At 57.4% G+C, this 21,693-nt stretch carries 25 protein-coding genes; 22 read left to right on the top strand and 3 right to left on the bottom strand.

Annotated features, from left to right (window positions below):
- Positions 1–177: 177 nt before the first annotated feature.
- Positions 178–1,116: a replication-relaxation family protein gene (locus J2S73_RS14385; RefSeq protein WP_306886240.1), complete on the top strand. Its 939-nt coding sequence runs from the start codon at positions 178–180 to the stop codon at positions 1,114–1,116.
- Positions 1,117–1,143: 27 nt separating this feature from the next.
- Here J2S73_RS14385 and J2S73_RS14380 read toward each other — a convergent pair whose 3' ends face one another.
- Entirely contained in the window at positions 1,144–1,362 is a 219-nt protein-coding gene (locus tag J2S73_RS14380) for a hypothetical protein (protein ID WP_306886239.1), read from the bottom strand.
- Between the two features lie 100 nt (positions 1,363–1,462).
- On the opposite strand from J2S73_RS14380, the gene J2S73_RS14375 reads away from it, so the two are divergent.
- From J2S73_RS14375 to J2S73_RS14365, 3 genes are all read left to right on the top strand, one after another.
- Complete coding sequence (locus J2S73_RS14375; protein WP_306886238.1) at positions 1,463–2,068, top strand: CHC2 zinc finger domain-containing protein; 606 nt, start codon at positions 1,463–1,465, stop codon at positions 2,066–2,068.
- A 227-nt stretch (positions 2,069–2,295) separates the two neighbouring features.
- A complete protein-coding gene (locus J2S73_RS14370; RefSeq protein WP_306886237.1) occupies positions 2,296–2,850 on the top strand; it encodes a hypothetical protein in 555 nt (184 codons plus the stop codon).
- Between the two features lie 199 nt (positions 2,851–3,049).
- Positions 3,050–3,898 (top strand): ArdC family protein, encoded by an 849-nt coding sequence (locus J2S73_RS14365; protein WP_306886236.1) that lies wholly within the window; start codon positions 3,050–3,052, stop codon positions 3,896–3,898.
- 7 nt (positions 3,899–3,905) lie between these two features.
- Here the strand turns inward: J2S73_RS14365 and J2S73_RS14360 are convergent, their stop codons facing one another.
- Complete coding sequence (locus J2S73_RS14360) at positions 3,906–4,601, bottom strand: hypothetical protein (RefSeq protein WP_306886235.1); 696 nt, start codon at positions 4,599–4,601, stop codon at positions 3,906–3,908.
- A gap of 226 nt (positions 4,602–4,827) precedes the next feature.
- Here J2S73_RS14360 and J2S73_RS14355 point away from each other — a divergent pair, with 226 nt between their 5' ends.
- From J2S73_RS14355 to J2S73_RS14300, 12 genes are all read left to right on the top strand, one after another.
- Positions 4,828–5,499 carry a hypothetical protein gene (locus J2S73_RS14355; RefSeq protein WP_306886234.1) on the top strand — a complete coding sequence of 224 codons (672 nt, stop codon included), beginning with the start codon at positions 4,828–4,830 and terminating at the stop codon, positions 5,497–5,499.
- Between the two features lie 38 nt (positions 5,500–5,537).
- On the top strand, positions 5,538–5,822 hold the full coding sequence (locus J2S73_RS14350; protein WP_306886233.1) for a hypothetical protein: 285 nt from the start codon (positions 5,538–5,540) through the stop codon (positions 5,820–5,822).
- 190 nt (positions 5,823–6,012) lie between these two features.
- Complete coding sequence (locus tag J2S73_RS14345) at positions 6,013–7,248, top strand: terminase large subunit domain-containing protein (protein WP_306886232.1); 1,236 nt, start codon at positions 6,013–6,015, stop codon at positions 7,246–7,248.
- A 65-nt stretch (positions 7,249–7,313) separates the two neighbouring features.
- Positions 7,314–8,132 carry a glycosyltransferase family 32 protein gene (locus J2S73_RS14340; protein ID WP_306886231.1) on the top strand — a complete coding sequence of 273 codons (819 nt, stop codon included), beginning with the start codon at positions 7,314–7,316 and terminating at the stop codon, positions 8,130–8,132.
- 22 nt (positions 8,133–8,154) lie between these two features.
- On the top strand, positions 8,155–9,927 hold the full coding sequence (locus J2S73_RS14335; protein ID WP_306886230.1) for a hypothetical protein: 1,773 nt from the start codon (positions 8,155–8,157) through the stop codon (positions 9,925–9,927).
- Positions 9,928–9,979: 52 nt separating this feature from the next.
- On the top strand, positions 9,980–10,168 hold the full coding sequence (locus J2S73_RS14330; RefSeq protein WP_306886229.1) for a hypothetical protein: 189 nt from the start codon (positions 9,980–9,982) through the stop codon (positions 10,166–10,168).
- 86 nt (positions 10,169–10,254) lie between these two features.
- Entirely contained in the window at positions 10,255–10,854 is a 600-nt protein-coding gene (locus J2S73_RS14325) for a hypothetical protein (RefSeq protein ID WP_306886227.1), read from the top strand.
- 55 nt (positions 10,855–10,909) lie between these two features.
- The gene (locus tag J2S73_RS14320) at positions 10,910–11,812 is read left to right on the top strand and encodes a hypothetical protein (protein WP_306886226.1); all 903 of its coding nucleotides are present in this window, start codon (positions 10,910–10,912) and stop codon (positions 11,810–11,812) included.
- A 54-nt stretch (positions 11,813–11,866) separates the two neighbouring features.
- Positions 11,867–12,304 carry a hypothetical protein gene (locus J2S73_RS14315; RefSeq protein WP_306886225.1) on the top strand — a complete coding sequence of 146 codons (438 nt, stop codon included), beginning with the start codon at positions 11,867–11,869 and terminating at the stop codon, positions 12,302–12,304.
- Positions 12,301–12,720, top strand: coding sequence for a hypothetical protein (locus tag J2S73_RS14310; RefSeq protein WP_306886224.1), 420 nt, complete (start codon positions 12,301–12,303; stop codon positions 12,718–12,720). The genes J2S73_RS14315 and J2S73_RS14310 overlap by 4 nt, the downstream gene beginning before the upstream one ends.
- Entirely contained in the window at positions 12,701–12,970 is a 270-nt protein-coding gene (locus tag J2S73_RS14305) for a hypothetical protein (protein ID WP_306886223.1), read from the top strand. Before J2S73_RS14310 ends, J2S73_RS14305 begins: the two co-directional genes overlap by 20 nt.
- A complete protein-coding gene (locus J2S73_RS14300) occupies positions 12,967–13,434 on the top strand; it encodes an SAP domain-containing protein (RefSeq protein ID WP_306886222.1) in 468 nt (155 codons plus the stop codon). The genes J2S73_RS14305 and J2S73_RS14300 overlap by 4 nt, the downstream gene beginning before the upstream one ends.
- Here J2S73_RS14300 and J2S73_RS14295 read toward each other — a convergent pair.
- Positions 13,431–14,360 (bottom strand): hypothetical protein, encoded by a 930-nt coding sequence (locus tag J2S73_RS14295; protein WP_306886221.1) that lies wholly within the window; start codon positions 14,358–14,360, stop codon positions 13,431–13,433. The two genes, J2S73_RS14300 and J2S73_RS14295, sit on opposite strands and share 4 nt — an antisense overlap.
- Positions 14,361–14,415: 55 nt before the next feature.
- Here J2S73_RS14295 and J2S73_RS14290 point away from each other — a divergent pair, with 55 nt between their 5' ends.
- The 6 genes from J2S73_RS14290 (at position 14,416) to J2S73_RS14265 (ending at position 21,686) form a co-directional block, all read left to right on the top strand.
- Positions 14,416–15,132 (top strand): phage adaptor protein, encoded by a 717-nt coding sequence (locus tag J2S73_RS14290; RefSeq protein ID WP_306886220.1) that lies wholly within the window; start codon positions 14,416–14,418, stop codon positions 15,130–15,132.
- Positions 15,133–15,302: 170 nt separating this feature from the next.
- The gene (locus tag J2S73_RS14285; RefSeq protein WP_306886219.1) at positions 15,303–16,802 is read left to right on the top strand and encodes a hypothetical protein; all 1,500 of its coding nucleotides are present in this window, start codon (positions 15,303–15,305) and stop codon (positions 16,800–16,802) included.
- Between the two features lie 12 nt (positions 16,803–16,814).
- Complete coding sequence (locus J2S73_RS14280; protein ID WP_306886218.1) at positions 16,815–18,266, top strand: hypothetical protein; 1,452 nt, start codon at positions 16,815–16,817, stop codon at positions 18,264–18,266.
- A gap of 2 nt (positions 18,267–18,268) precedes the next feature.
- A complete protein-coding gene (locus J2S73_RS14275) occupies positions 18,269–18,514 on the top strand; it encodes a hypothetical protein (RefSeq protein WP_306886217.1) in 246 nt (81 codons plus the stop codon).
- A 3-nt stretch (positions 18,515–18,517) separates the two neighbouring features.
- Positions 18,518–19,990: a coiled-coil domain-containing protein gene (locus tag J2S73_RS14270; RefSeq protein WP_306886216.1), complete on the top strand. Its 1,473-nt coding sequence runs from the start codon at positions 18,518–18,520 to the stop codon at positions 19,988–19,990.
- Between the two features lies 1 nt (position 19,991).
- Entirely contained in the window at positions 19,992–21,686 is a 1,695-nt protein-coding gene (locus tag J2S73_RS14265; protein ID WP_306886215.1) for a hypothetical protein, read from the top strand.
- Positions 21,687–21,693: the final 7 nt, after the last annotated feature.

Raw genomic sequence — 21,693 nt, 5'->3', positions numbered from 1 at the left:
GAGAATTGATGTCTACTCATGCTGGTTCAGCGGCCACTTTCCCGTCTTACGGCCACTCATTCCGAACGTTGATGGACTGGACGAATTGATCTGACCTTCCCGTGTCAAGCAACGGAAGGTCGGGATGCACAGCGCACGTGCCCAGATCGGTCAGTGCCGCCGTGTATAATAGGATCAATGCGTTACAAGACCGATACACTCGGGCGACGAACCTTCTCTTCGCACACCTCAAAGCCAAACCGGAGCTTCAAGGCCCGCCGACGCGATGTCGAGTGGATGCAGTTTCTCAATCTGCACGGTCCACTTTCGTCGGAGTATCTCTTTCAGCTGACCTACGACAAGGCGAAGAACCGAGACAACTTCAACAAGCAGATCCTCAGGCTGTTCGATGGGCAGATGATCTACAAGCCCATCCAGCAGCGAGCGACCGATCCGGATACGCGGAACGGCCACTTCCACGTCTACGACCTCACCGAGAAGGGCAAGGCATATCTCAAAGCGGAGGGGCTGTGGGTTGATGCCGTCCGGCCGAGTGGCAACGACTGGGTCCACCAGTTCATGATCAGCTCGATCACGGCGACGATCGACATCATGTGCCGTCGGAACGGCTACCGTTACATCCCGCCCCACGAGTATCTCGCCAGGGCCGGCTCGGCGCGCATCGAGAACGTGCCGTTCGTCTTTGATGGTGTCCGTCGGGAGCGCAATCTGACACCGGACGCCGTCTTCGCCATCGACTACGGCGGTGGCTCCTTCATCGCCTATGCGCTCGAGGCAGATCGCGACACCGAATGCGGGGAGACGGCTGACTGGCGCCGGAAGTCATTCAAGCGCTCTGTGCTCCAGTACCGTGAGGTCATTGGCCGAAAGCTATACCGCGACGCCTACAAGCGCGAAGCGATGATGATGTTGCTCTACGTGACCGTGAACCCAGGGAACGCCGAGAGCGCGCTCCGCATCATCGGCGAGCAGATCGGGCCGTGCCCGTATATCGCGGTCGGCCTCGAGAACGCGTTTGAGACGCCGTTCTATCCCCCGAAGCTCATGACGCATCTGTTCGAAGAGCCGCTCGCTCGGGCAGGGAAGGGTGCGTGGGCACTAAAAAAGACCACCTAACCGAAGCTAGGTGGTGAGTTGGGAGGATTACTGGTCGCTGATCCACGCCTCGCATTTCTGCAGGAGGCGCGCGGCGTTCAGGAGATCCGCGTGCGCGAACGAGTTCGTGTTCTTGACGTCATCGCCGTCGCGGTACTTCCGCTGGAGCGTGACGTTGTGGAAGGTGCGATCGCCGTTACCTTCGTTCTCCCAGATCGCGGCTTCGACGTAGCCGATCCGGAATTTCTTCACCGGCTTATCCGACATCGTGCTCTCCATTGATGTACTACCTTCCTAATAGTACCACGCGGGCTATTCCGTGTGGGTGGTACAATGGGAAAGGATTGTACAACTGTGGAGGTCTGTGATGACCAAGCCGAAGTTCATAGATTTTGCAGCGGTGAAGCGTGCGGTCTCCATCGAGCAGGTGATGGAGTATGCCGGCCTTTCAATGAAGAAGGTTGGCGCCGGCGAGTATCGCGGCGAGTGTCCCGTCCATGGCGGCGGCAAGCGCGCGCTCGTCGTGAGCTTGGACGTTGAGGATAAGAAGGGAGATCCAGGCTGCTTCTACTGCCACGCGGCCGGCGAGGGCGGCGATCGCATCGGCCTTCTCGCCCACGTCCGCAAGTCCGGCCAATACGCAGCCGTGAAGGAGCTAGCAGAGCGCTTCGCACCTGAGCTGTTCGACGGCGAGCGGGAGACCGTTCCCGCACCAGTTCCCGAAGAGAAGGAGGAAACGAGGAGCGGCGAACGTGGCTTCAAACCGCTTCCATACCTGCAACACGAGCACGACGCCGTACAGGCCCTGGGGTTCCCACCAGAAACCGCCAAGGCCCTAGGCATCGGGTTCGCCCCGCGTGGCGTCCACCGGGGGCGTATCGCCATCCCACTTCGGACGGAAGCGGGTCTCGCAGGCTACGTGTCCATTCCGGCTGAAGGTAGTGTCCAGCTGCCGCCGAAATGGCACCTATAGACTTTAAAGCTCCCCGCACTGGGGAGCTTCTTTTATGCGCTTCAATTTCGGCAGAAATACGATTCACGCCGATGTGATGTCTCCTCATTGCGCGTCATTCTACTCCACCCGATTTCGAGGCGTCCCATAGCAGACGTTTACGTAGAGCTTCGCGGGCTGATACGAGTGCAATGGCTGGCTTCTGGTCAGCCTTAGCAAGCCTAACAATAAGAACTATGGGACTAGATATGTATGCGACGAGGAGGATCTATGTAGAAAGGTGGGAGCACCTTGATTCAGATGCTCAGTACGAGGTGACGATTGCTCGTGGCGGAAAGCCGGTGCGAGGCATTCAACCAGAGCGCATCTCTTCCGTCGAGGAAAAGGTGATGTATTGGCGTAAGGCAAACCACATTCATGCGTGGTTCGTCAAAAACGTGCAGGATGGTCAGGACGATTGTCGAGAGTACTACGTAGCTTGTGAGCAAGTGCGCGATCTGCTCAGGGTATGTACGAAGGTGATAGACGCATCGAAGCTAATTGAGGGGAGCATATACGGCGGAACGGCATATACCAAGGATCACCCCGACGGTGTTGAGCGGAGGCTACCCGGCAAGGTGATTGAGGACCCGAGCGTCGCTAAACGGCTCCTTCCAACGCAAGATGGCTTCTTCTTCGGCAGCACCGAGTACGATCAGCACTATCTCGAGGACGTGGTCGCGACACGTGATTGGGCCGCCCGCATGGTGGACGACTGCGAACGTGGGGTGCCAGGCGACATCTACTATCAATCGAGTTGGTAGCGTCAGGTTGATCCATCGATCGGAGTCCGGCACGGCGGTCGCGCCGTACGGTCACTGACCAGGTCACCAGTCTTCAGATCCTCGGGTCGTATCCAATTAGCCCTCCGTCCTGAGACGGGGGGCTTTTTGGTACAATGGCCCCAGAGCCTCGCCTCCTCTCCACAGCCCGCATTCCGTTGGCTGTCAGAGGAGGTGAGACATGTCTTTTGACATATACCAGCACGTGACTCAGACGATCGTCGACGCGATCGAGGCCAATCCGGCCGAAATGCAGATGCCTTGGCACCGTTTCGGCGGGCAGCTGCCGGAGAACGCTGTCAGCGGCAAGCAGTATCAGGGCGTGAACATCCTTTCGCTCTGGTGCGTCGCTCAGCTCCGCGGCTTCGATGAGGCCCAGTGGGGCACCTACAAACAATGGAAGGAGGCTGGCTGCCAGGTCAGAAAGGGCGAGAAGTCCTCCCTCATCGTCTTCTACAAGGCGGTTCGCTACGAGGATGACCAAGGCGAGGAGCAGACCAGGCACGTCATCAAATGGAGTGCGGTGTTCAACGCCTGCCAGGTCGACGGCTACGAGGCACCCACTCGTCCCGAAATGTCTCCCCTTGAGCGCCTCGAGGCGGTGGATGCGTTCGTTCAGTCGACGGGCGCTACCATCAAGGAGGGCGGTGGGCGTGCCTGCTACGTGCCCTCGCTCGACGAGATCCACATGCCGGACGGCGATCGGTTCTTCGATACGGAGACCAGGAGCCGGACGGAGGCCTTCTACGGTGTGCTCTCGCACGAGCTGACCCACTGGACGGGCGCGCCACATCGGCTCGCTCGTGACCTCACAGGGCGTTTCGGCAGTGACCGGTACGCCATGGAGGAGTTGGTTGCGGAGCTGGGTGCTGCGTTCCTGTGTGCCAAGCTCTCTATCACGCCGGAGGTGCGGGACGATCACGCCTCGTATCTGGCCAACTGGCTCGACGTGCTGAAGCGCGACAAGAAGGCCATCTTCACGGCTGCTGCCCGAGCGCAGGACGCGGTGGAGTACCTTAGCCCCTCATAGAGGGGCTTTATTTTCCGTCGCAATCGCTCTGATCGATCGTCATCGAAACCGTCTCTCCGTGGAGTGAATACTCGTAGCGGACGCGCTCCAACACGCCATCGGTTTGCATGGATGCAAATGTTTTGCAGAGTTCCGGAAGGCGATGTGTCTTCAGGCGTTCGATGTCCAGTCGATCACCAAACTCCTCGTCGAGGGCGTACTGGTAGACGAAGGTCAATCCATCGAAAGTGAATCCCTCCAGGGTGGTCACTGAATCGATTTGTTTTGGAAGAGAGGTCTGCGCCCTAGCTTGTCGGAGCATCTGTTCCTGATAGACACGGACACTCTGTGCGTCGCTAGGGTCAGGCGGTTCAAAGGCGGTCATCAGCGAGGTGTAGTACGAAACCGGAAGCCGGATCATATTTATTACAACGATAATGATCGCGATCCAGCCCCAGAAACCGGTCGGTTTGCGTTTGCGAGCGGAAAGGATGACTCCGTATCCGATCAGGTAGACCAGAAAGGCCTTTGCTGTCAGCAGCAGTATGAAGGCGGCCCAAAACGCAAATGCGTTCCAGTAGATTATTTCCGGATATTCCTCGGAAAGCGCAATCGAAACCGCATCGATGATGACGATCGGAATGCCTGGGACGATGTACCAGAGCCAGTAAGTTACTCCGAGTGGTCTTTCGCCACGCGCTGTCTTCGCAATAGCCCCAATCATGTCACGCTCCCCATTCCCCGGAGAGAAGAATACGTAAAGCCGCTGTCTGATACAATCACAGCTGAAGCGGTAGGTGCGCCATCTGCTCCGTAGTGTGGGGCGACAAGCAACAGGAGTTCGATTCCCTGGCCGGTGAAATTCCGGCGCATGATGTCTGGGACTTGCTTGCGGTGGCTGCGGTTCGATTCCGCACGCTTCAGTCTGCATGGTATGATGGCGGTGTCTTATGGACATCGTCTATCCACTGAGGCGAGCCGGTCACAATCGGGAACTGCGCTATTCCCTCCGGTCGCTCGTGAACCTCCCCCACGACAGCGTCTTTATCGCAGGCGAGATACAGCCGTGGGTCCGCAACGTGACCCACATTTCGCTCCCTCAGCGCGACACCAAGTACGCCAATGCGCGAGCCAACATATTGGCAGCGGCACGAGATGAGCGCGTCTCGGACGACTTCATTCTCATGAACGACGACTTCTATGTGCTCTCGCCACAGGAAACGGTCGCCCCCATGCACCAGGGCGACATGGACGCCTTCATGGCCACGTTCCCGCACCGCCGCGCCTATTGGGAGCTGATGGTGTCGACCAGGGAGCTACTTCAAAGCCTTGGGATCACGCGGCCGAAGTTCTACGAACTGCACGTGCCAACCGTCTACAACAAGAGAAAGCTGTTGGAGATGGTCGATCGCTTCGACGGACGTGAGTACATGATGCGCACCGTCTACCACAACCTATACAGGTCCGGTGGACGGAAGCGTGATGACGTGAAGAAGCACAAAGTGGGGCAGGAGATCACTGAGACAGACTACCTGTCGTCATCGAATGCGATGATAAAGAGGCAGTCGTTCAAGTCCTACCTACACGCACGCTTTCCAGAGCGATCGGTGTACGAAGCGTGATATAATATTACTAAGGCGTCAAGTTTGTTGCCCCTCTTATGGCGAAGCAGTCAAGTGGAACAGGAAAGGGAGGAAAGAGTTTTCAGGATAGAGAGCTGGCGGCTTCAGTGCGCTCCCTCGCGCTGACGCAAATAAAGGAAATACTTGAAGGAAATAGCAAAGAGTACAAGGACGATAAGGAATTTAAGAAGGCCCTCATCTTAAAGCTATCCACAAACATTTTGCCGCGTCTGAATGAGCATAGTGGTCCAGACGGTGAGGGTATCAAGACGATAATTATTCAAAAGGCTTCTGAGCACCGCAAAGATACAACTGCTTCCTAAGCAATCTGAGGCGTGGGAAGTTTATGAAAGCGAAAGTGTAACCGAGCTGGGCTACGGCGGTGCCGCTGGAGGCGGAAAGACCCGACTAGGCTGCTACCTCGCTATTGCCATCGCTGAAAAGTACCCAACATCGCGAGGTGCAATTGGCCGAAAGGAGCTGAAGACGCTTAGAATCACTACTCTTGCGGAGATGTTCACGATCTTCGCGGAGATCGGATACGACCTTGGCTCGGACTACACTTACGATGCCAAGGACAACATCATTCGCTTCGCGAACGGTTCGGAGGTTTTGCTGCTCGACATGGCGGCATCCCCACAAGATCCAGAGTTTACGCGGTTTGGTTCGCTGAACCTCACGTGGGCGTGGGCGGAGGAGAGTAACGAAAGCCCTGAGAAGGGGATTGCTATCCTGAAGACGCGTGTTGGTCGGCACAACAAGCTGGACGGACTGGAGGTGAAGCCCTTTTGGTTGGAGACGTTTAACCCGAATAAGGGACACGTTCATCGCAATTATTATAAGCCGTGGAAGGAGGGTGTGCTTCCGCCCCACCGCCAGTTCATCCGCGCACTACCAGGAGACAATCCACACCTGCCGGATGCCTATATCGAAAACCTGAAGCGTGCTGACAAGGTGACACGGGAGCGGCTTCTGTACGGTAACTTTGACTACGACGCCGACCCGAACCGGCTCATGGACTACGACGCGATCCTCGACTTGAAGACGAACACAATCGATGCGGGAACAAACCGATTTCTGATCAACGACATCGCACGGTTCGGTGGAGATAAGATCGTGCTCGGAGAGTTTGAAGGCCTGTGTTTGGTAGGCCTTACCGTCAACACATACCAGGGTATCGAGGTCACGACCAAGCAGATCAAGGACCAGGCAGCGGAAAGCCGCATCCCGTTCTCGCACATCCTGTCAGACGAAGATGGGGTTGGTGGCGGTGTGGTTGACAATTTGCGCGGTACTAAGGGGTTTTTGGGCGGATCTCGCCCGCTGGAGATAGTCGATAGTCTGACTGGAAAAATGGTGGCCGCCAACTTCGCCAACCTGAGGTCACAGTGTTACTTCCGGCTCGCAGAACTGGTAAATGGTCACCTCATGTCGATTGACCTGCGATATTTTAAGTCAAACATCGAGGGCTACACCGAGGAGCGCGCACTCAGCGATCTGGAAGAGGAACTCGATCACATACTAAGTGTGGACATGTCGGGGCAAAGCACGAAGCACGCGGTCATCCCGAAGAGCGATATCAAAGAGCGCCTTGGTCGATCGCCTGATTTTGCGGACATCTTGATGATGCGCATGCTATTCGAGCTGCAAGGCAAGGACGTGGTGAAGAAGGCACAGGATCCGGTGACAATCATTCTGAATCGTGAGCGCCGCCCGTCACCTGCTGGAGCCAACCCCGAACTCGACTAACTATGAAAATACCGAAAATCATTCATCAGGTGTGGATCGGACCGCTGCCGCCCCCGACTAAGTGGATGGACACGTGGCGGGAACTGAACCCCACATGGCGCTACGAGCTGTGGGATAACGAACGTGTGTTTGGCAGGACGTGGAAGAACCAACACCTCATCGATGAGTATGTGCGCCGCTACACTGAGGAGGTGGAGGGGCAATGCGCTGATGTCGCGACGGTGGTCCGTGATGATGGCAAAGAGATCCTCATTAGCCGACAATCACTAGAGAGCCATCTGGCACGCGGGTTCACCCTCAAGCAGCTTGGGCAGGACACGTTCGCATCTGCCCGTGGCAAGGTGTTTCGTGGCGAGAAGGCGACGCTGTTTGCGTGGCACGTCATTGCCGACATAATCCGATACGAGATCCTCTATGAGGAGGGCGGCTACATGCCAGGTGCGGACTCGGTATGTCTCCGCAGCATTGACGAGGATGACCCATTCCACGGCGACATTGAGCTGTTCGCGCTGAATACGGGCCACCTCTATACCGAACATCATGTGGCGCTGCTGGCGAAGATCGGGACCAGAGAGCCGACGGCTCATGAGCGGCTCTTGCTTGCTCGCTACGACGCTGAGAACGCCGCGCCGGTGATGGCCGCGGCGAAGGGTATCCCATTTCTCCGTCACTGCATCGACGAGCTGGCTGCGCTCTCACCCGCCGACCTCGGGGAGGCTGTGGATACGACCGGCAACGTCTTCATGGGCCGGATGCTGAAGCGGTACCCGCCTGAAAATGCGAGAATACTGCCATACCTCCACGCCGAGGATCGTGACCCCAACGAGTGGCACTCGGTACACTATTCAGGTACGACGCGTAACCGCTACCATCTTGGTCGGTAAGCGCGTGATATAATTTCAATGCATGAAACGCGAACGCGATCTCATTAAGCAAATCCGCCAGGAGATTGCAGACTTCTACACGAAGCGCATTCCAATCACTGTCGTGCCTGAGGAGCAGGGGCGTCGGGAGTTCACGTATGAATTCAGTCAGCGTGAGAACGTTGCGCTCATCGACCTGTACTACAATTCGCAGTTCCGCAGCGGGAAGTACGACAGCGAGGGGCGCCAAAAAATCTTTCTCAACGAGGGCAAGTTCCGCACAGACGTGGCGGAGATGCAGATCGACATCGACATCGCCAATTTCCTGTTTCTCCCAAGCACCTCCGATCTCTGGTCCCCGTGGCTCATGTCGCGCGACTTCCAGCAGTACGTGCAGGACAACGACTACGGCCAGGTCATCAACAGCTGGGGCGCCGACCTGCCGCGGTATGGCACGTGTGTCGGGAAGCGTGTCGGCGACGAGATTATGCGCGTGCCGATCGGCCGCCTCATCAACACGCAGAACGCTGAGAGCCTGAAGAAGGCGGCGATGAGTGGCGGCTACGCGATCGAGGCGCTTCAGATGACGCCCCAGGAGATGGAGGCGTACCCAGACTGGAACCTGAGCGGGCTGGAGGAGAGTGACCTGCAGGGAGCCGTCTATGAGCGCTATGGCCTCATCACACCGGCGCACGTCAAGCTCGCCAATGACGAGACGCCAGAGGATGGCGATTGGGACGAGTGGCGCCTCGGCATATCGGTCGTGAACACCGACATCCACAAGAAGGAGAAGAACGGCGCGCTCGTCTTTGCCGAGTTCATTGACGAGGACGACTTCCCGTACGAGGAGGCGCACTGGCAGAGGCAGGATGGCCGCTGGCAGGGTGTCGGTGAGATGGAGAACCAGTTCCAGAACCAGCTCGCAAGAAACGTCTCCACGCACCTCCGTCAGAAGTCCATGTATTGGGCTGCGAAGCGGATGTTCACCTCAACTGACGATGCGGTGGCGAACAATCTCGCTAAGGAGGTGGCGGACGGCGCCGTCATCAAGGTCGGTCCTGGTGGACAAATCACCCCCGTGAACACGCAGACCCAGCACCTCGGTGATTTCAATGCCTGGGACCAGACAATTGAGAACAACGCCGACAAGACGTCCTTCACATACGAGGCGGCGACCGGCGAAAGCCCGAAAGCCGGCACGCCGTTCTCCCTACAGGTGCAGCTCGACCGGACACTCCAGAAGCACTACGGCAAGAAGCGGGAGAATTTCGGCCTGTTCTTGAAGCGTGCCTTTTTCAATCAGCAGGTCGAGATCTTTAAGAAGAAGACCCGCAAGGAGCACTCGCTCACGTTTGCATACACCGATGAGGATGCGGAGCTTCTGCGAGAGGCCTTCATCTACACCCAGGTCAACGACCGAAAGGCGCAGAACGTGTTCGCCGGCAAGGTCGTGTCGAAGGCCGAGATCGAGGCGGAGCTGCGGGAGGAGCTGGCGCGTTCGCCGTATCTTGTCGTCGACATCCCTGATCGCTTCTACGACCAGGTGAAATACCACACGAAGCTCATCATCACCGGTGAGCAGGAGAACGTCGGCGCTGACATGCAGACGCTCGTCACCTTCTGGCAGGCGCTGCAGCAGGCAGGAGATCCTCGGTCTGAGAAGGTCCTCGAGCAGATCATGGCGCTGTCGGGCAAGAACCTCCGCATGATCGCCGGCATGAAGCCGCAGCAGCAGCCAGCGCTCCCGCAGCAGGCACCCGCACGGCCGGTCCCCACTAGCAGCCCCGTAACCCCTTCAATCGATGTTGCAGCGTAACGAACAGGAGCAGAAGACCCTCGAGCTACTCGCTGAGAGTAGCGAGGGAGAGGTGCTGGTCGGCTATCTCCGGCGCCTCACCGCGCACCTCACCGATACCCGACAGCTCAAAGGCTCGAACGTCGACATGGGCATAGCTGTCGAGGCGGCGAACCGCGCAGCTGATATAATCGAAGAGAACCTGATCCAGCCGCTCAGTCGTGTGCGAGAGCATCGCGCAGAGGATGAGCAGTTGGACTAGCCGTTTAGTGGGTGTTCGGCAGAATAACCACGCATTACACGAGCGAGCCCGCGCTTTAGCAAATCGGGTTTACCCTTTTAGCGATTATGGTAGAGCAAGAAATCGACAAGGACCTTCCCGAAGAGGAGGAGGTCGACGAGGAAGAGGAGGAAGCAGAGGAGGAGCCTGACGAGGCCGATGAATCCGAAGAGGAGGAAGAGGACGAGCCAGGTGATGATCCCTACGCCGACCTTTCTCATGAGGACGCGATCAAGCGCCTCAAGAAGGCTGAGAAGGCGATTGCCAAGCACAAAGGCAAAGGCAAGGCGCCGAAGCAGCCAAAGGAGCCCACTACCAAGCAGCCCAAAGGCGAGGAAATCCCCGAGTGGGGCCAGAAGATCATTCAGTCTGAGGAGAAGCGGTCGTTCGGTTACGAACACCAGCTGTCTCCGGAGCAGGTGGACGCAGTGTTCCGCTACAACGGCGGAAAGGTGCCTGATGAAAAGGTGCTGAAGCGTCCCGAAGTGAAGGCGATGATCAAGGTTCTCCAGTCGAAGGATCGCGTCGCGGCGAACACGCCGAAGGGCGGCGCTGGCGTTGTGTACAGGGGTAAAACCTTCAGTGAGGTCACGACCGACCCGAAGTCATCGAAAGCGGACAAGCAAGGCGCGTTCGATGCAACCCGCAAGCGACACAACGTCGGCTAATCCATAATTCAACGTGGCATTCGCATCACCCACTGACGCCTTCACCAAGGCGAACATGGACCCGTTCATCAAAGAGGTCTGGTCCCCGATCATTCACGATCTGAAGCAAGCTCAGATGTCTATTCTGAACTTCGCGCAGGACCTGTCCTACCTTCTGGTGGACGGCGGTGACACGATCAACGTCCCGAACATCTACACCAACGTCTTCAGCGTGCAGACGCAGTCGACCGAGGGTGCAGGTGTCGTGGACGAGTCGCCGGCTCCAGCGAACAAGACGCTGGACGTCAACACGCACAAGTACATCGCCTTCGTGATCGGCAAGAAGACGATGAAGCAGATTTCGCGCCTCTACCCGCTCAACGAGAAATACGCTGAGCAGGCGCGTGACCTGTTGATTGCTGCTGTCGAGACGAGCCTATTTGCGCTCGTATCGTCCCTCACGACGACGGACGTCGGCAGCGGCACGACCGCGGTATCGGACCTCACCGTTCGATCCTCGATCAACACGCTTACCAACACGGATGGCTCAGTCTTTGAGCTTTCGAAGATGGCGTTCTTCTTCCATCCGACTGTCTACTGGATGCAGCTTCTCGGTATCTCGAAATACTACGAGAAGCAGAAGTCTGGCATGCAGCCGGTGAAGGACGGCAACTTCGGCGCTGATGCCGTGTCCGAGTCCTACATGGGCCGGCTCTACGGCATCCCGCTCTACGTCTCTCCGCGTGTCCCTGTCGCGGCGACCGTCGTGTCCAACATGCTCTTGCATGAGGATGCGTTCGCGTTCGCGATGCACACGGATGGCGAGAACGGCATCGACATCGCCACCGACTACCTCGTGCAGAACCTCGCTTGGCTCACAGTCGTAGACATCATCTACGGCGTCGCATGTCTCCGACCAGGAGCAGGTGTGACGATCCTTGCGGACGAGGAAGAGAGCGTGGCCGACGACGAGTCGTAGGCTCACAGCCGGTCGCTGACCGCCCTCCCATCCATTGCGGTTGGGCGGTCCGCAATGGAAACGACCGGCAACTTATCCACAGTTCAACATCACACCATGATTTACTTATTTCGCAAGTTTAACGGCCAGATCACCATGGCCACGGGCGCTGCCGCATGGGAGCTGTACGCGTCGGATGGCCAGTGGAAGCACCGGCCACAGTACCTCGGCGCCATCACCGAGGCCTTCTATCGGAAGATGAAGCAGGCGCTCGAGGAGAAGGTCCCCGTCGACCCAGCCCTCTATCAGGCGGTCAACAAGGGCGACCGCTCGCAGGATGCGCCCCTTCGCTCAGCAACGGCAAAGCGCCGAAAGCTCGAGGCCCAGCTCTACGACGAGCTGGTGAAGGCGGCAGACACGTCGGTCATGCCCCGCAATATGAGCGTGCTGAACCGCGACACGCTGCAGCCGCACGAGCAGAAGGCGCTTAACAATCTCATCGGCGGATCATGAACAAGCGCACCCGCAAGATAATCCAGGACATCAACGACTCCGTCCCGAAGGAGCTGCGGGACCGGCTCTTCAAGCGTGAGTATGTGGCGCCCGACCTGCGTATCCGCGTTCGAGAGACTGTGGCCGAGCTGCGGAAGGAGGCGGAGCAGCTGGAGGGCGAGGAACGGGACAAGGCGCTCAAAGAGGCTGGCCGGCTTCAGAACATGATCGACGCCGGCTTCTACGACGCCACACAGATCGTTGTTGACCCTGAGGTCGCGAAGGAGGTCGACGCGTACGTTGAGCGAGAACTCGACAAGGCGATCGCTGAGGGGCGCATTCCGCACCCGAAGAACGATCGGGACTACCAGTCATATATCCGTAAACTCAAACAACATGGAAAAAGGAAACAAAGGAGTGAAAAGCCCGCTCAATGATAAGTTGGCCTATGAGCAGGCGGTGAAGGCAGATGCAGCCTTCCGTATTGATAGTGCTATAGTAGAGAAGAAGTTTGCACTCGAGTATATGCGATTGCAACTTGAGGAGCTGCCGGTCCCGCCTGACGACGCGTCGGACGAGGATAAGCAGGCATACGCGCGGGAAAAGGTGAAGGTCGACGCCCTTGAGGTGGAGATCGAGCGCCAGGAGGAGTACCGCGAGTTTATTCGTCAGAAGTTTAATGTATGAAGCGGGAATTCTCCCATAACTTAAAACACCCTATGGAAAAGACTAAGGCCGTCGTGACCGTCGTGCGCAGCGACGGCAAGGAGTTTGTTATTCAGCGCGCGCTCGTCGCAGAGCACGTGAACCGCGGCTTCCGGACCAAAGAACTGTCCGATATGCCGAGCGAGGGCGAGCTGAAGAAGGCCGTGGGTTACCGTGAGCCGAAAAAGAAGCCGGAAGACGGGCCAGAGGGGCTCCCTGACACGCATGCAGCGAAATCCGACCTACCGGACACCCATGCATCGGTTGACCAAGGGGAGGGCGCTGGTGATGCGTCTGGAGACACCAAGGGAGATGCGTTTGCCGCTGGAGACTTGAAGGCGATGACCGTCCCGCAGCTCAAAGCGCTTGCGCAGAAGCTCGATCTCAGCACGAGCGGCAAGAAGGCCGACCTCATCAAGCGCATTAACGCATCGAAGAGCGACTAGAACCAGGGCAGTCTCTCGACCAAAGAGTTCACTGTCGACACAATAATCCCCACGACAATCGCACCGAGCAGCACTCGGTGCTTTGTTGCGCTGTCCCTGTTCTCTTCTAGAACGTTCACGGGAAATGCCCATTTGAAATACCCTGTGAGTATCCGGTAGAGTACCAATCCGAGCCCGACAACGTAGACGTAAAAGGGAATGCGGAAGCTCGAGTAGGTGCCATCGGGAGGGAAAAAATAATCCATATAGATGGTGGCGAAATAGAGGGAAAGAGGCAGTGCTACGAACCACAGTCCCGCATCATATATGCCTTTTCCGTGGAGTGGCGCATGCCACATTCGATCGGCTTTAAGCTTGCTATCCACGATATTTCGTGCTGCGCGAAAATAGCCATTGTCGTGAGCGCGAATTTCGACATGGCTGTTATTCGGTGTGGCATGTGACACCGGTGTCTGCGGATCGAAGAGCGGCGGCTTTTCGAAGCTCAGCGTAACTGTGAACTGATTTAGCGGATCAGTGCCATTTGCGTTTCGTCTGAAGGCGGTAATGTTTGTAAAGTATATTGCTTTGACTTGGTTGGGAATGCTGTCTGAATCAAATATTGATTCAAATTCTCCGTATGTCGATTCACCATCGGAGCCAATAATCGAGACTGTAACTCGAAATGCATTTTCCTTGATGGAGTTTTTTCGTGCGGCGAGTTCTTCGTCTGTCTCCCCTTCGTTTTTGGGCATATCGTTGAGTATGCGGGTGCCTTCTGCATCAGTGAGTTTCTGGAATTCTCGGTACACCGCTTTGATAGACTGAAGCCTGAGCCTGTAACCTCGAGCCGGAATGAAATCGTCGTACCACTGAGTATCGGCGGCGGCATTCTTCTCAAGTGCATCGCTGGCCAAGGTTGCCCCCGTCGCTTCTTCCGGTACCAAACAGCCGACTCACAAATTCCCACTTTGCTATGATATTATTTAGTTTACAGCATCCATGCAATTTAACTCCCACAGCGACGAACAGGATATCGTCTCATACGTCGTCGACGCGACGGGGCTGAACCCGACTGCTCACCTGAAGAAGATCACACGCGCCGCGAACGAAGCGCTCCGCATCATCTGGTCCTGGATCTTTGAGGCGTACGGTGGCTGGCAATTCGACGACGGCAATCAGACCGACCTGCCGTCCGCCACGGCTGCGCTCGTCGCCTCTCAGCAGAAGTACACGCTGCCCTCAGAGGCGCTGACCGTCCGCCGCGTGTCCGTAAAGGACGAGAGTGGCTTCTGGCGTGACCTCGACCCCATCACGCTCGAGGAGATCACAGCGACGCACGCCGAGAACGAGTTTCAGTCGACACCGGGCAATCCGACCTACTACCGGCTCGTTGCCGGCATCCTGAAGCTCTACCCCGGGCCGAGCTACGGGCAGGACGCCTCGCTGCGGGTCCAGTTCGACCGCGGCACGATGCAGTTCGTCTCCACCGACACGACGAAGACGCCAGGCTTTGCTTCTGAGTTTCACGGCGCGGTGCCAACCGGTGCAGCCGTCCACATCGGCGGTGACAAGACGTTGAAGAACACCACGCTGCAAGAGCGGCGCTGGGCTCGGTACGAGCTGGCGATCAAGGGCTTTTACAAGAAGCGCTTCGCGGAGATGAACCCGGAAACGCACAGGAGCCAGGTCGATGATCCGGCTGCTGAAGTGATATAATTATGCCACTAGCCGAATGGACAAATGAGGCCCTTCCAGGAAGCACGTGGTTTGCTGGACAGGCGCTACTGACGGCCGGGGCGGAGTTCTTTGATGGCCTTCCGGTATATGCCGGCCAACTCGGTGCGGTCACCGATTGGGATCTAGAGGCCGTTTAATTCTTCATTATCGTGGCGCAAAATTTTCCTACATCACTCAATACGCATAAGAAGGACTGGGCGAACACAACGCCGGTAAAGGATACGCATCCGGAAGAGCACAACGACATCGCCGGCGCCGTTGAGGCGCTCGAGGCAAAGGTCGGTGCTGACGGCTCAGCGGTCCAGACCTCCCACGACTACAAGCTCTCGGGCATCACCGGAGCCGACAAGGCGGCATCGAAAGCGACGTCCGACGCGCACATTGCGGATACTGACAATCCCCATGAGGTGACCAAGTCACAGCTGGGCCTCGGGAACGTCGACAACACGTCAGACGCTGCCAAGAATGCAGCGACGGCCACGCTCACGAACAAGACAATCGATGCCGATGAGAACACCATCGAGAACATCGACACGACCAATTTTCGGCCGGATGTCGTCGACGACGATCCCACGTTGGCCGCTGTTAGCGACAGTCGGCTACCGACCCAAGGAGCTGTTAAGTCTTATGTTGACAACGCTGTTGGAGCGGGCGGTGGAGTTCTTCCGTTTGGAGACGGCCATGACGGCGAAGCAACGATCTCGGGCTCTGTAACTCTCACTGAAGATAAGTACTATACGAATCTGATAGTCGAGGCGGGTGCGGTGCTTAATACTGGAGGGTATCGCATTTATGTCTCAGGCACACTCACTAACAATGGAACGATTAGGAACAACGGTGGTCCGGGCGGTGTCGGCGGCGACGCGCCAAGTTCGACTACTGGCGGAGCCGGTGGCTCCGGAGGAGGAGGCGCCGCGGGCGGGACTTTGGCGGCCGGTTCGGATGGCGGCGATGGAGGAAATGGTGGTGGTACCGCAACGAGTGTGAATGGCGGCGCCGGTGACAATGGCGTTGCTGCGAACCCTTCGCTGGGTGTCAGCGGTGTGGCTGGCGGCGCCGGCCAAGGTTCAGCATCTGGCGGTGGTGGATCCGGAGGCGCCGCTGGAGCTGCCGGCACGGCAACTCCTGAGACGCTATCGCTGTCCAAAGGTGATGGCGATAGCGAAGTCGTTGCCGCGAATACGCCGGAAGATTGGGCAGCATTCTTATTCAACTTCCTTGGTGCAACAAGTGGCGCAAGCCTTTCGCCCTCAGCCGGTTCGGGTGGAGGTGGCGGCGGTGGAGGTGTAACCGACGCTGCCGGTGGAGGTGGCGGCGGAGCCGGTGGCTCCGGAGGGGTGGTCTGGATCATCGCGAATTCGGTCGTCAACAACGGGATTATCGAAGCGAATGGCGGCGATGGAGGAAATGGTGGTGCTGCTTTATCCGATGGAGGATCTAATGGTGGTGGAGGTGGCGGCGGAGCCGGTGGCTCCGGAGGAGTTATTGTGCTCGCATACACCTCAATCACAGTAGGGACGGTTCAAGCTCTTGCTGGCGCGGGCGGTACAGGTGGCGCCGGAGCAGGCGGTGAAGATCCGGGCGATGATGGCAATGCGGGTAACGTCGGCAATATCTTCCGAGTTCGTTCGTCGTCCGCACTCGCCTAATAATCTATCTAGATGTTCAAGAATGGCGTCCTCACAATCGACTACGACACGTGGAGGGACGGCATAGCGCCGTCGGCTCTTGTCGGCTGTGGGATGGTCCGCAACGCGGACATCTTCTCAAAGCCAGGCGTGCTTCGCTGTGGCCCCAAGGCCGTGAAGGAGAGCGGCGAGGTCATTGAGGAGTTCATGCGCTTCATGTGCCACGACGAGAGCAACAATCGCGTCTTCGGCGCCGATGATAGCGGGCTGCTCTACCGACGGGTCTCAGACGGCACCTGGAGCCAGGAGGAGAACGGCGCGGTCAATTGGTCCGAGGCGTCCGACTGCCAGGGCCTTGGCTTCTGGAAGCAGCACCTGTTCCAGGCCGACGACGACCACCTGCACGTCTATGACATCGAGAGCTTTTGGTACGAGGATTGGGCTGAGTTCGAGGAGGGGCGACGCAACCTGATCCGATTGCCGCATGTCATGCGCGTCGGCCAGGATGACGTCCTCTACATCACCGACGGCCGGTACATCATGTCCGTGCAAGAGGTTGCCGGCCAGACGTTCGATCCGAACGACAGCAACACCTACACCGTCAACGCTACGGCGCTCGACCTTCCGGAAGGCTATGTTGCGTCGACGCTCGCGGAGATCGGCACCTACCTCGTCATCGGCACCTACTATTCGGAGGTGCGGAACCGCGGCAACCGCGCGGAGCTATTCCCGTGGGATCGTGTCTCGCCGTCGTTCAATATTCCGCAGCGGACGAAGGGGAACGGCATTTGGCAGACGATCGAGAACGGTAACGTCCTCTATTCCCTGGTCGATCGTCGGAATGGTCGCGTCTACGCGTCAAACCTCACCACGCTTGAGCTTCAGCGCGAGGTCCGCACCATCGCCGCGGAGCTGGATCTTCATCCTGACGCCGTCGACGCGCTCGAGGGCGAGCTTCTCTTCGGCATCGGCACTCCAACGAGCGGCACAGAGAATTGCGGCGTCTACGGCTACAAGGATGGCGCCATGACGCTCAAGAACGTGCTCTCTGCCGGCGACGATGGCGTAGAGATCGGATCGGTCCTCAACATCGGGGAGGGGCAGTATCTCGCCTCTTGGACGGATGGCACCGACAACGGTGTGGATCTGATCTCCGATATTCGCTGCGACGGCTACACGACTGTGCTCGAGACACCGCTCTTCACGGTAGGAACGCCGCTCGAGAAGGCATCCTTCATGCAGGCTAACATCAACCTCGCGAAGAAGCTCTCGGCCGGCCAAGGCGTGCGGCTCAAGTTTCGCGAGCAGCTCGACGACCCGTGGAGTGACATCGGCACGTTCGACTATGCGACCTATGGTTCTGTTTCGAAGATCAACGACGTCGCACAAACCGGCGATGTGGCGACGATCCAGCTCCGCCTCGAGTTGACCGCCGCCGCGGATAGCACACAGACGCCCGAGCTATTGTCCCTATCACTTTCCTAGTCATGCCTTCATTTGAGCAACTCGTTTCGAATTTTAATCGCTTAAAGCGCGAGTTCATTGAGCACCGCCACACCGGTCTCGACAGCAAAGAGATCAATCTCACGGATCAGATCGAGGTACTCGACAGCCTTACCGCCGCCGATAACAGCGCGATCGACGACATGAGCCGCGACACTATCATCGCCAATATCCGCACGCGGCAGGCTGAGATCGAAAATGTGCTGAAGGAGTTTGGTATACTGGAATAGTCTATGGCTCTCACCGACACACTACGAGAGAAGGCGATCGATACGATCGAAGGCGATGCGGATCGCACCGCCACTTCGCCTGCACCACAGGTGAACCTCACGACCCCCACCTTCAGCGCCGCAAATCAGCTCTCTGCCTCAGCGCTCTCGTCGCCCACGACGAACCTCACCGAAGCGCCGGCAACGCCGCTCACCGACTTCAGTGCGTTCGTAAAGTCTCTGTCGCCCGACACATCGGCGCTCGACCAAGAGCGCGAGAGCTTGCGCGGCGACATCACCGACACGATGGACACGCTGGGAACACGCGGAGCCCGTCAGACGGAGGTGGAAGAGGAGCTTGGCCTCCCCGAGGATCGGCAGCGCCTTCGGGAGCTGAACCTGCAGATCGCTCAGCTCCAGGGAGATTTCAACGAGGCGATCGTCAACGAGGAGGGGGTTGCGCGTCCTCAAGAGTTCATCACCGGCCGGCAGGACTTCTTGCAGCGGAAGAGCGCGGTGATGATCGGTGCGCTGACGTCTGTTGCACAGGCGCTCCAGGGCAACATCACGCTTGCCGAGCAGACGGCCGAGCGCACCGTTGAGCGCGAGTTCTCCGATGAGGAGGCGGACCTGCAGCGCCTCCAGTTTGAATACACCGAGAATAAGGAGGAGCTGGAGAAGCGCGACAAGAAGGCCGCGGACAATCTCGCCCTCTACATCGGCGAGCGTGCTCGTGTTTTGGCTGAGCGAAAGGATGAGCGAAAGCAGGTGCTCGCACTCGCCCAAGAGGCAGCCATCAACGGCGCGCCGAACAGTGTCGTTACGCGCATCACACAAGCGCAGACGTCGGAAAGTGCATTGTCTCTTGCTGGCGACTACATCGGCCGGCTCGATCGGATGCAGGCAGAGGCGAGTATTGCAAACGCGTATGACCAGATACGCGCTCGCCAAGAGGCCCTGGACGCCGCAGACGATAAAAGCATGGAAGCTAAGGAGCTGCAGCAGAAGAAACAGGAGGCGGAAGTTGAGGCGGCATTGCGAAACATCCAGATGGTTGATGAGGTCCTCAATCATCCAGCATTTAGTCAGTCTGTCGGTCCGATCGGATCACGCATTGTAAACTTTCAAGGAGGTGCACTCGGGCAAGCCTACAACTACATATCCGGAGGTGCTACTGGCTTTGATGCCGCATACGATCAGCTAGTCAATAGCCTTACACTCGAGAACCTTGACCTCATGTCAGGCGTCCTTTCGGAGACCGACGTCAAGATACTTAGTGGCGCGGCCACGAAGCTGCGAAAGGGAACATCTGAGCGAGAATTTCAGCAGGAGCTTGAAAACATTAAAAGCACGTTCCAGCGAGCAATCGATAAATACGGTCTCACTGACGAGCAAGCTAAATTTTACTTTGACGTGAGCGACGACGAAATTTCAGAGGTGAACAGTATCTTCGGGATTGCTTCACAATCGACCTTTAATCCCGCTAACTTCTACTAGTATGGCACTTTCAGAACAAGAACGACAGATAGTCGAATACGGCAAAGAGCAGGGGAAGTCGAGGCAGCAGGTGCTTGCTGCTTTGGGCAAGTTCCGACAGCAATCTCAACGTCCTGAAGGCGCGACCAAGGCGAGCGTCGTTGAGAGAGTCTCAGATGTCATCAATACCGCAGGTGCAGGTGTTGAGCAAAATATAAGTGGAGACGGTCAATTTTCAGGCCAATCCGCTATCCGGCGCGGGACACAAGCCGTCGCCACAGCCGCGTCTGCGGTGCCGCAGACTGTACTAGCGGCAGCCCCAGAACCGATTCGTGCCGGTGTCCAGAAAATTAGTGACTTTGTTGGTAGCGGATTCAAAAAACTAACCGATGCGATTGGTGGGACGGAATTGTTCCGTGGAGCTTCCGGTAATCTCGTCGTAAAGCCGGATGGAACTTATGAGTTTGAGCCAAATGATCTGGGCGTTACCGAGGAGGCACTTGGAACGGCCGCTGCAGTGGGAGAGGTTGCCGGCAACATTGCCGGTGCTCAGGGCACCGTAAATACTCTCACTCGCGCAAAGTCGCTATTTACGCGCCCTGTATCGTCGGTGGATGACGTTATCGCCCAAGCCGATGATGCATTATCTAATTCTCGTGCCGTTGATACTCCTCCTCCGCCGCCATCCAGCAACCGCTCAGGAGCCTCCACACCGGCTGATGTCCGTAGGCAGGCTGTATCCTCGGCGCCGGACCTTACCCTTCAAGAGAAGTGGGCGGGCATTCAACCCGATGTAAAGCGCCGCATCGCTGGGAAGCAGGAAAAGTTGCGTGACTATTTTGACGTGGCTCATGCTCGCAATGCCGACGACACCGCGCCAACACCTTACGAATACGGTGCTCGACAAGCGCAATCAGCCGTTGATGAGATGGAGTCGTTGTTGAGTGAGACTGGTGGAAAGATTGGCGCGACGCGTGAGAAACTCGGTACCTACACAGCACCGATCGACGCAGTGAACCGCATTGAGACAACCTTCACCAGCCAACTCGACCGGCTTAATCTTGAGGTTAGAAATGGTCGAATCCGGAAGAAGCCAGGCACCATCACCAAAGCAGGCACCGGCGATATTAACGCATTGCAGGAGTTCTACGACAACATCGGTGTCGTTAAACAATCGCCTAGCCTAATGAATCTCATTGAAGCGCGGACTGCGTTTGATTCCCGCATCAATTTCGGAAAACGCGCACAAGAGGTATCGAATGAGGTTGATCCTCTTGCGCGGCAAATGCGGAAAGAGATCGCAGATGTGGCGGCTGGCATAGTTGGAAAATCCGAGGCCGCAGAGCTAAAACGATTCTCGGATTTCATGGACGCTTACAGCGACCTGCGTTCCTACACGGACCGCCGCGCCGGTGGTGAATACCTGCTCCGTCTTGTTCTATCCGGACGTGGAGGAGAGGCACGACAAATTGTCGATACCATTCGGGAGTACACAGGCATCGACCTTATGGACGACGCAACCATGATGACGATTGCTACCGACTTGATTGGTAACTCACGACAGAAAAATCTATTCCGCCAGGAAGTGACGAAATCTGGCTTAGACGCCGCGCGAGCGCTTACCGGAGATACGGCAGGCGCGGCCGGATTGCTCGCCGACTTCATCAAAGACAGGTTCTTGGATGAGGAAAAGATATTCCTAGATGCGGCCAAATAGTATTTTT

Source organism: Amorphus orientalis, assembly GCF_030814015.1.
Lineage (GTDB): Bacteria > Pseudomonadota > Alphaproteobacteria > Rhizobiales > Amorphaceae > Amorphus > Amorphus orientalis.
The sequence above is the reverse complement of the archived record's forward strand: the minus strand, read 5'-3'. Positions and strand labels throughout refer to the sequence as shown.

Excerpts from the sequence above, each read along its gene's own strand:
- J2S73_RS14270 (WP_306886216.1), top strand. The coding sequence starts at position 18,518 with ATGGCTCTCACCGACACACTACGAGAGAAGGCGATCGATACGATCGAA.
- J2S73_RS14380 (WP_306886239.1), bottom strand. The coding sequence starts at position 1,362 with ATGTCGGATAAGCCGGTGAAGAAATTCCGGATCGGCTACGTCGAAGCC.
- J2S73_RS14315 (WP_306886225.1), top strand. The coding sequence starts at position 11,867 with ATGGAAACGACCGGCAACTTATCCACAGTTCAACATCACACCATGATT.
- J2S73_RS14265 (WP_306886215.1), top strand. The coding sequence starts at position 19,992 with ATGGCACTTTCAGAACAAGAACGACAGATAGTCGAATACGGCAAAGAG.
- J2S73_RS14290 (WP_306886220.1), top strand. The coding sequence starts at position 14,416 with ATGCAATTTAACTCCCACAGCGACGAACAGGATATCGTCTCATACGTC.
- J2S73_RS14355 (WP_306886234.1), top strand. The coding sequence starts at position 4,828 with ATGGACATCGTCTATCCACTGAGGCGAGCCGGTCACAATCGGGAACTG.
- J2S73_RS14300 (WP_306886222.1), top strand. The coding sequence starts at position 12,967 with ATGAAGCGGGAATTCTCCCATAACTTAAAACACCCTATGGAAAAGACT.
- J2S73_RS14345 (WP_306886232.1), top strand. The coding sequence starts at position 6,013 with ATGTTCACGATCTTCGCGGAGATCGGATACGACCTTGGCTCGGACTAC.
- J2S73_RS14350 (WP_306886233.1), top strand. The coding sequence starts at position 5,538 with ATGGCGAAGCAGTCAAGTGGAACAGGAAAGGGAGGAAAGAGTTTTCAG.
- J2S73_RS14275 (WP_306886217.1), top strand. The coding sequence starts at position 18,269 with ATGCCTTCATTTGAGCAACTCGTTTCGAATTTTAATCGCTTAAAGCGC.
- J2S73_RS14320 (WP_306886226.1), top strand. The coding sequence starts at position 10,910 with ATGGACCCGTTCATCAAAGAGGTCTGGTCCCCGATCATTCACGATCTG.
- J2S73_RS14375 (WP_306886238.1), top strand. The coding sequence starts at position 1,463 with ATGACCAAGCCGAAGTTCATAGATTTTGCAGCGGTGAAGCGTGCGGTC.
- J2S73_RS14370 (WP_306886237.1), top strand. The coding sequence starts at position 2,296 with ATGTATGCGACGAGGAGGATCTATGTAGAAAGGTGGGAGCACCTTGAT.
- J2S73_RS14385 (WP_306886240.1), top strand. The coding sequence starts at position 178 with ATGCGTTACAAGACCGATACACTCGGGCGACGAACCTTCTCTTCGCAC.
- J2S73_RS14325 (WP_306886227.1), top strand. The coding sequence starts at position 10,255 with ATGGTAGAGCAAGAAATCGACAAGGACCTTCCCGAAGAGGAGGAGGTC.
- J2S73_RS14360 (WP_306886235.1), bottom strand. The coding sequence starts at position 4,601 with ATGATTGGGGCTATTGCGAAGACAGCGCGTGGCGAAAGACCACTCGGA.
- J2S73_RS14335 (WP_306886230.1), top strand. The coding sequence starts at position 8,155 with ATGAAACGCGAACGCGATCTCATTAAGCAAATCCGCCAGGAGATTGCA.
- J2S73_RS14280 (WP_306886218.1), top strand. The coding sequence starts at position 16,815 with ATGTTCAAGAATGGCGTCCTCACAATCGACTACGACACGTGGAGGGAC.
- J2S73_RS14310 (WP_306886224.1), top strand. The coding sequence starts at position 12,301 with ATGAACAAGCGCACCCGCAAGATAATCCAGGACATCAACGACTCCGTC.
- J2S73_RS14365 (WP_306886236.1), top strand. The coding sequence starts at position 3,050 with ATGTCTTTTGACATATACCAGCACGTGACTCAGACGATCGTCGACGCG.
- J2S73_RS14340 (WP_306886231.1), top strand. The coding sequence starts at position 7,314 with ATGGACACGTGGCGGGAACTGAACCCCACATGGCGCTACGAGCTGTGG.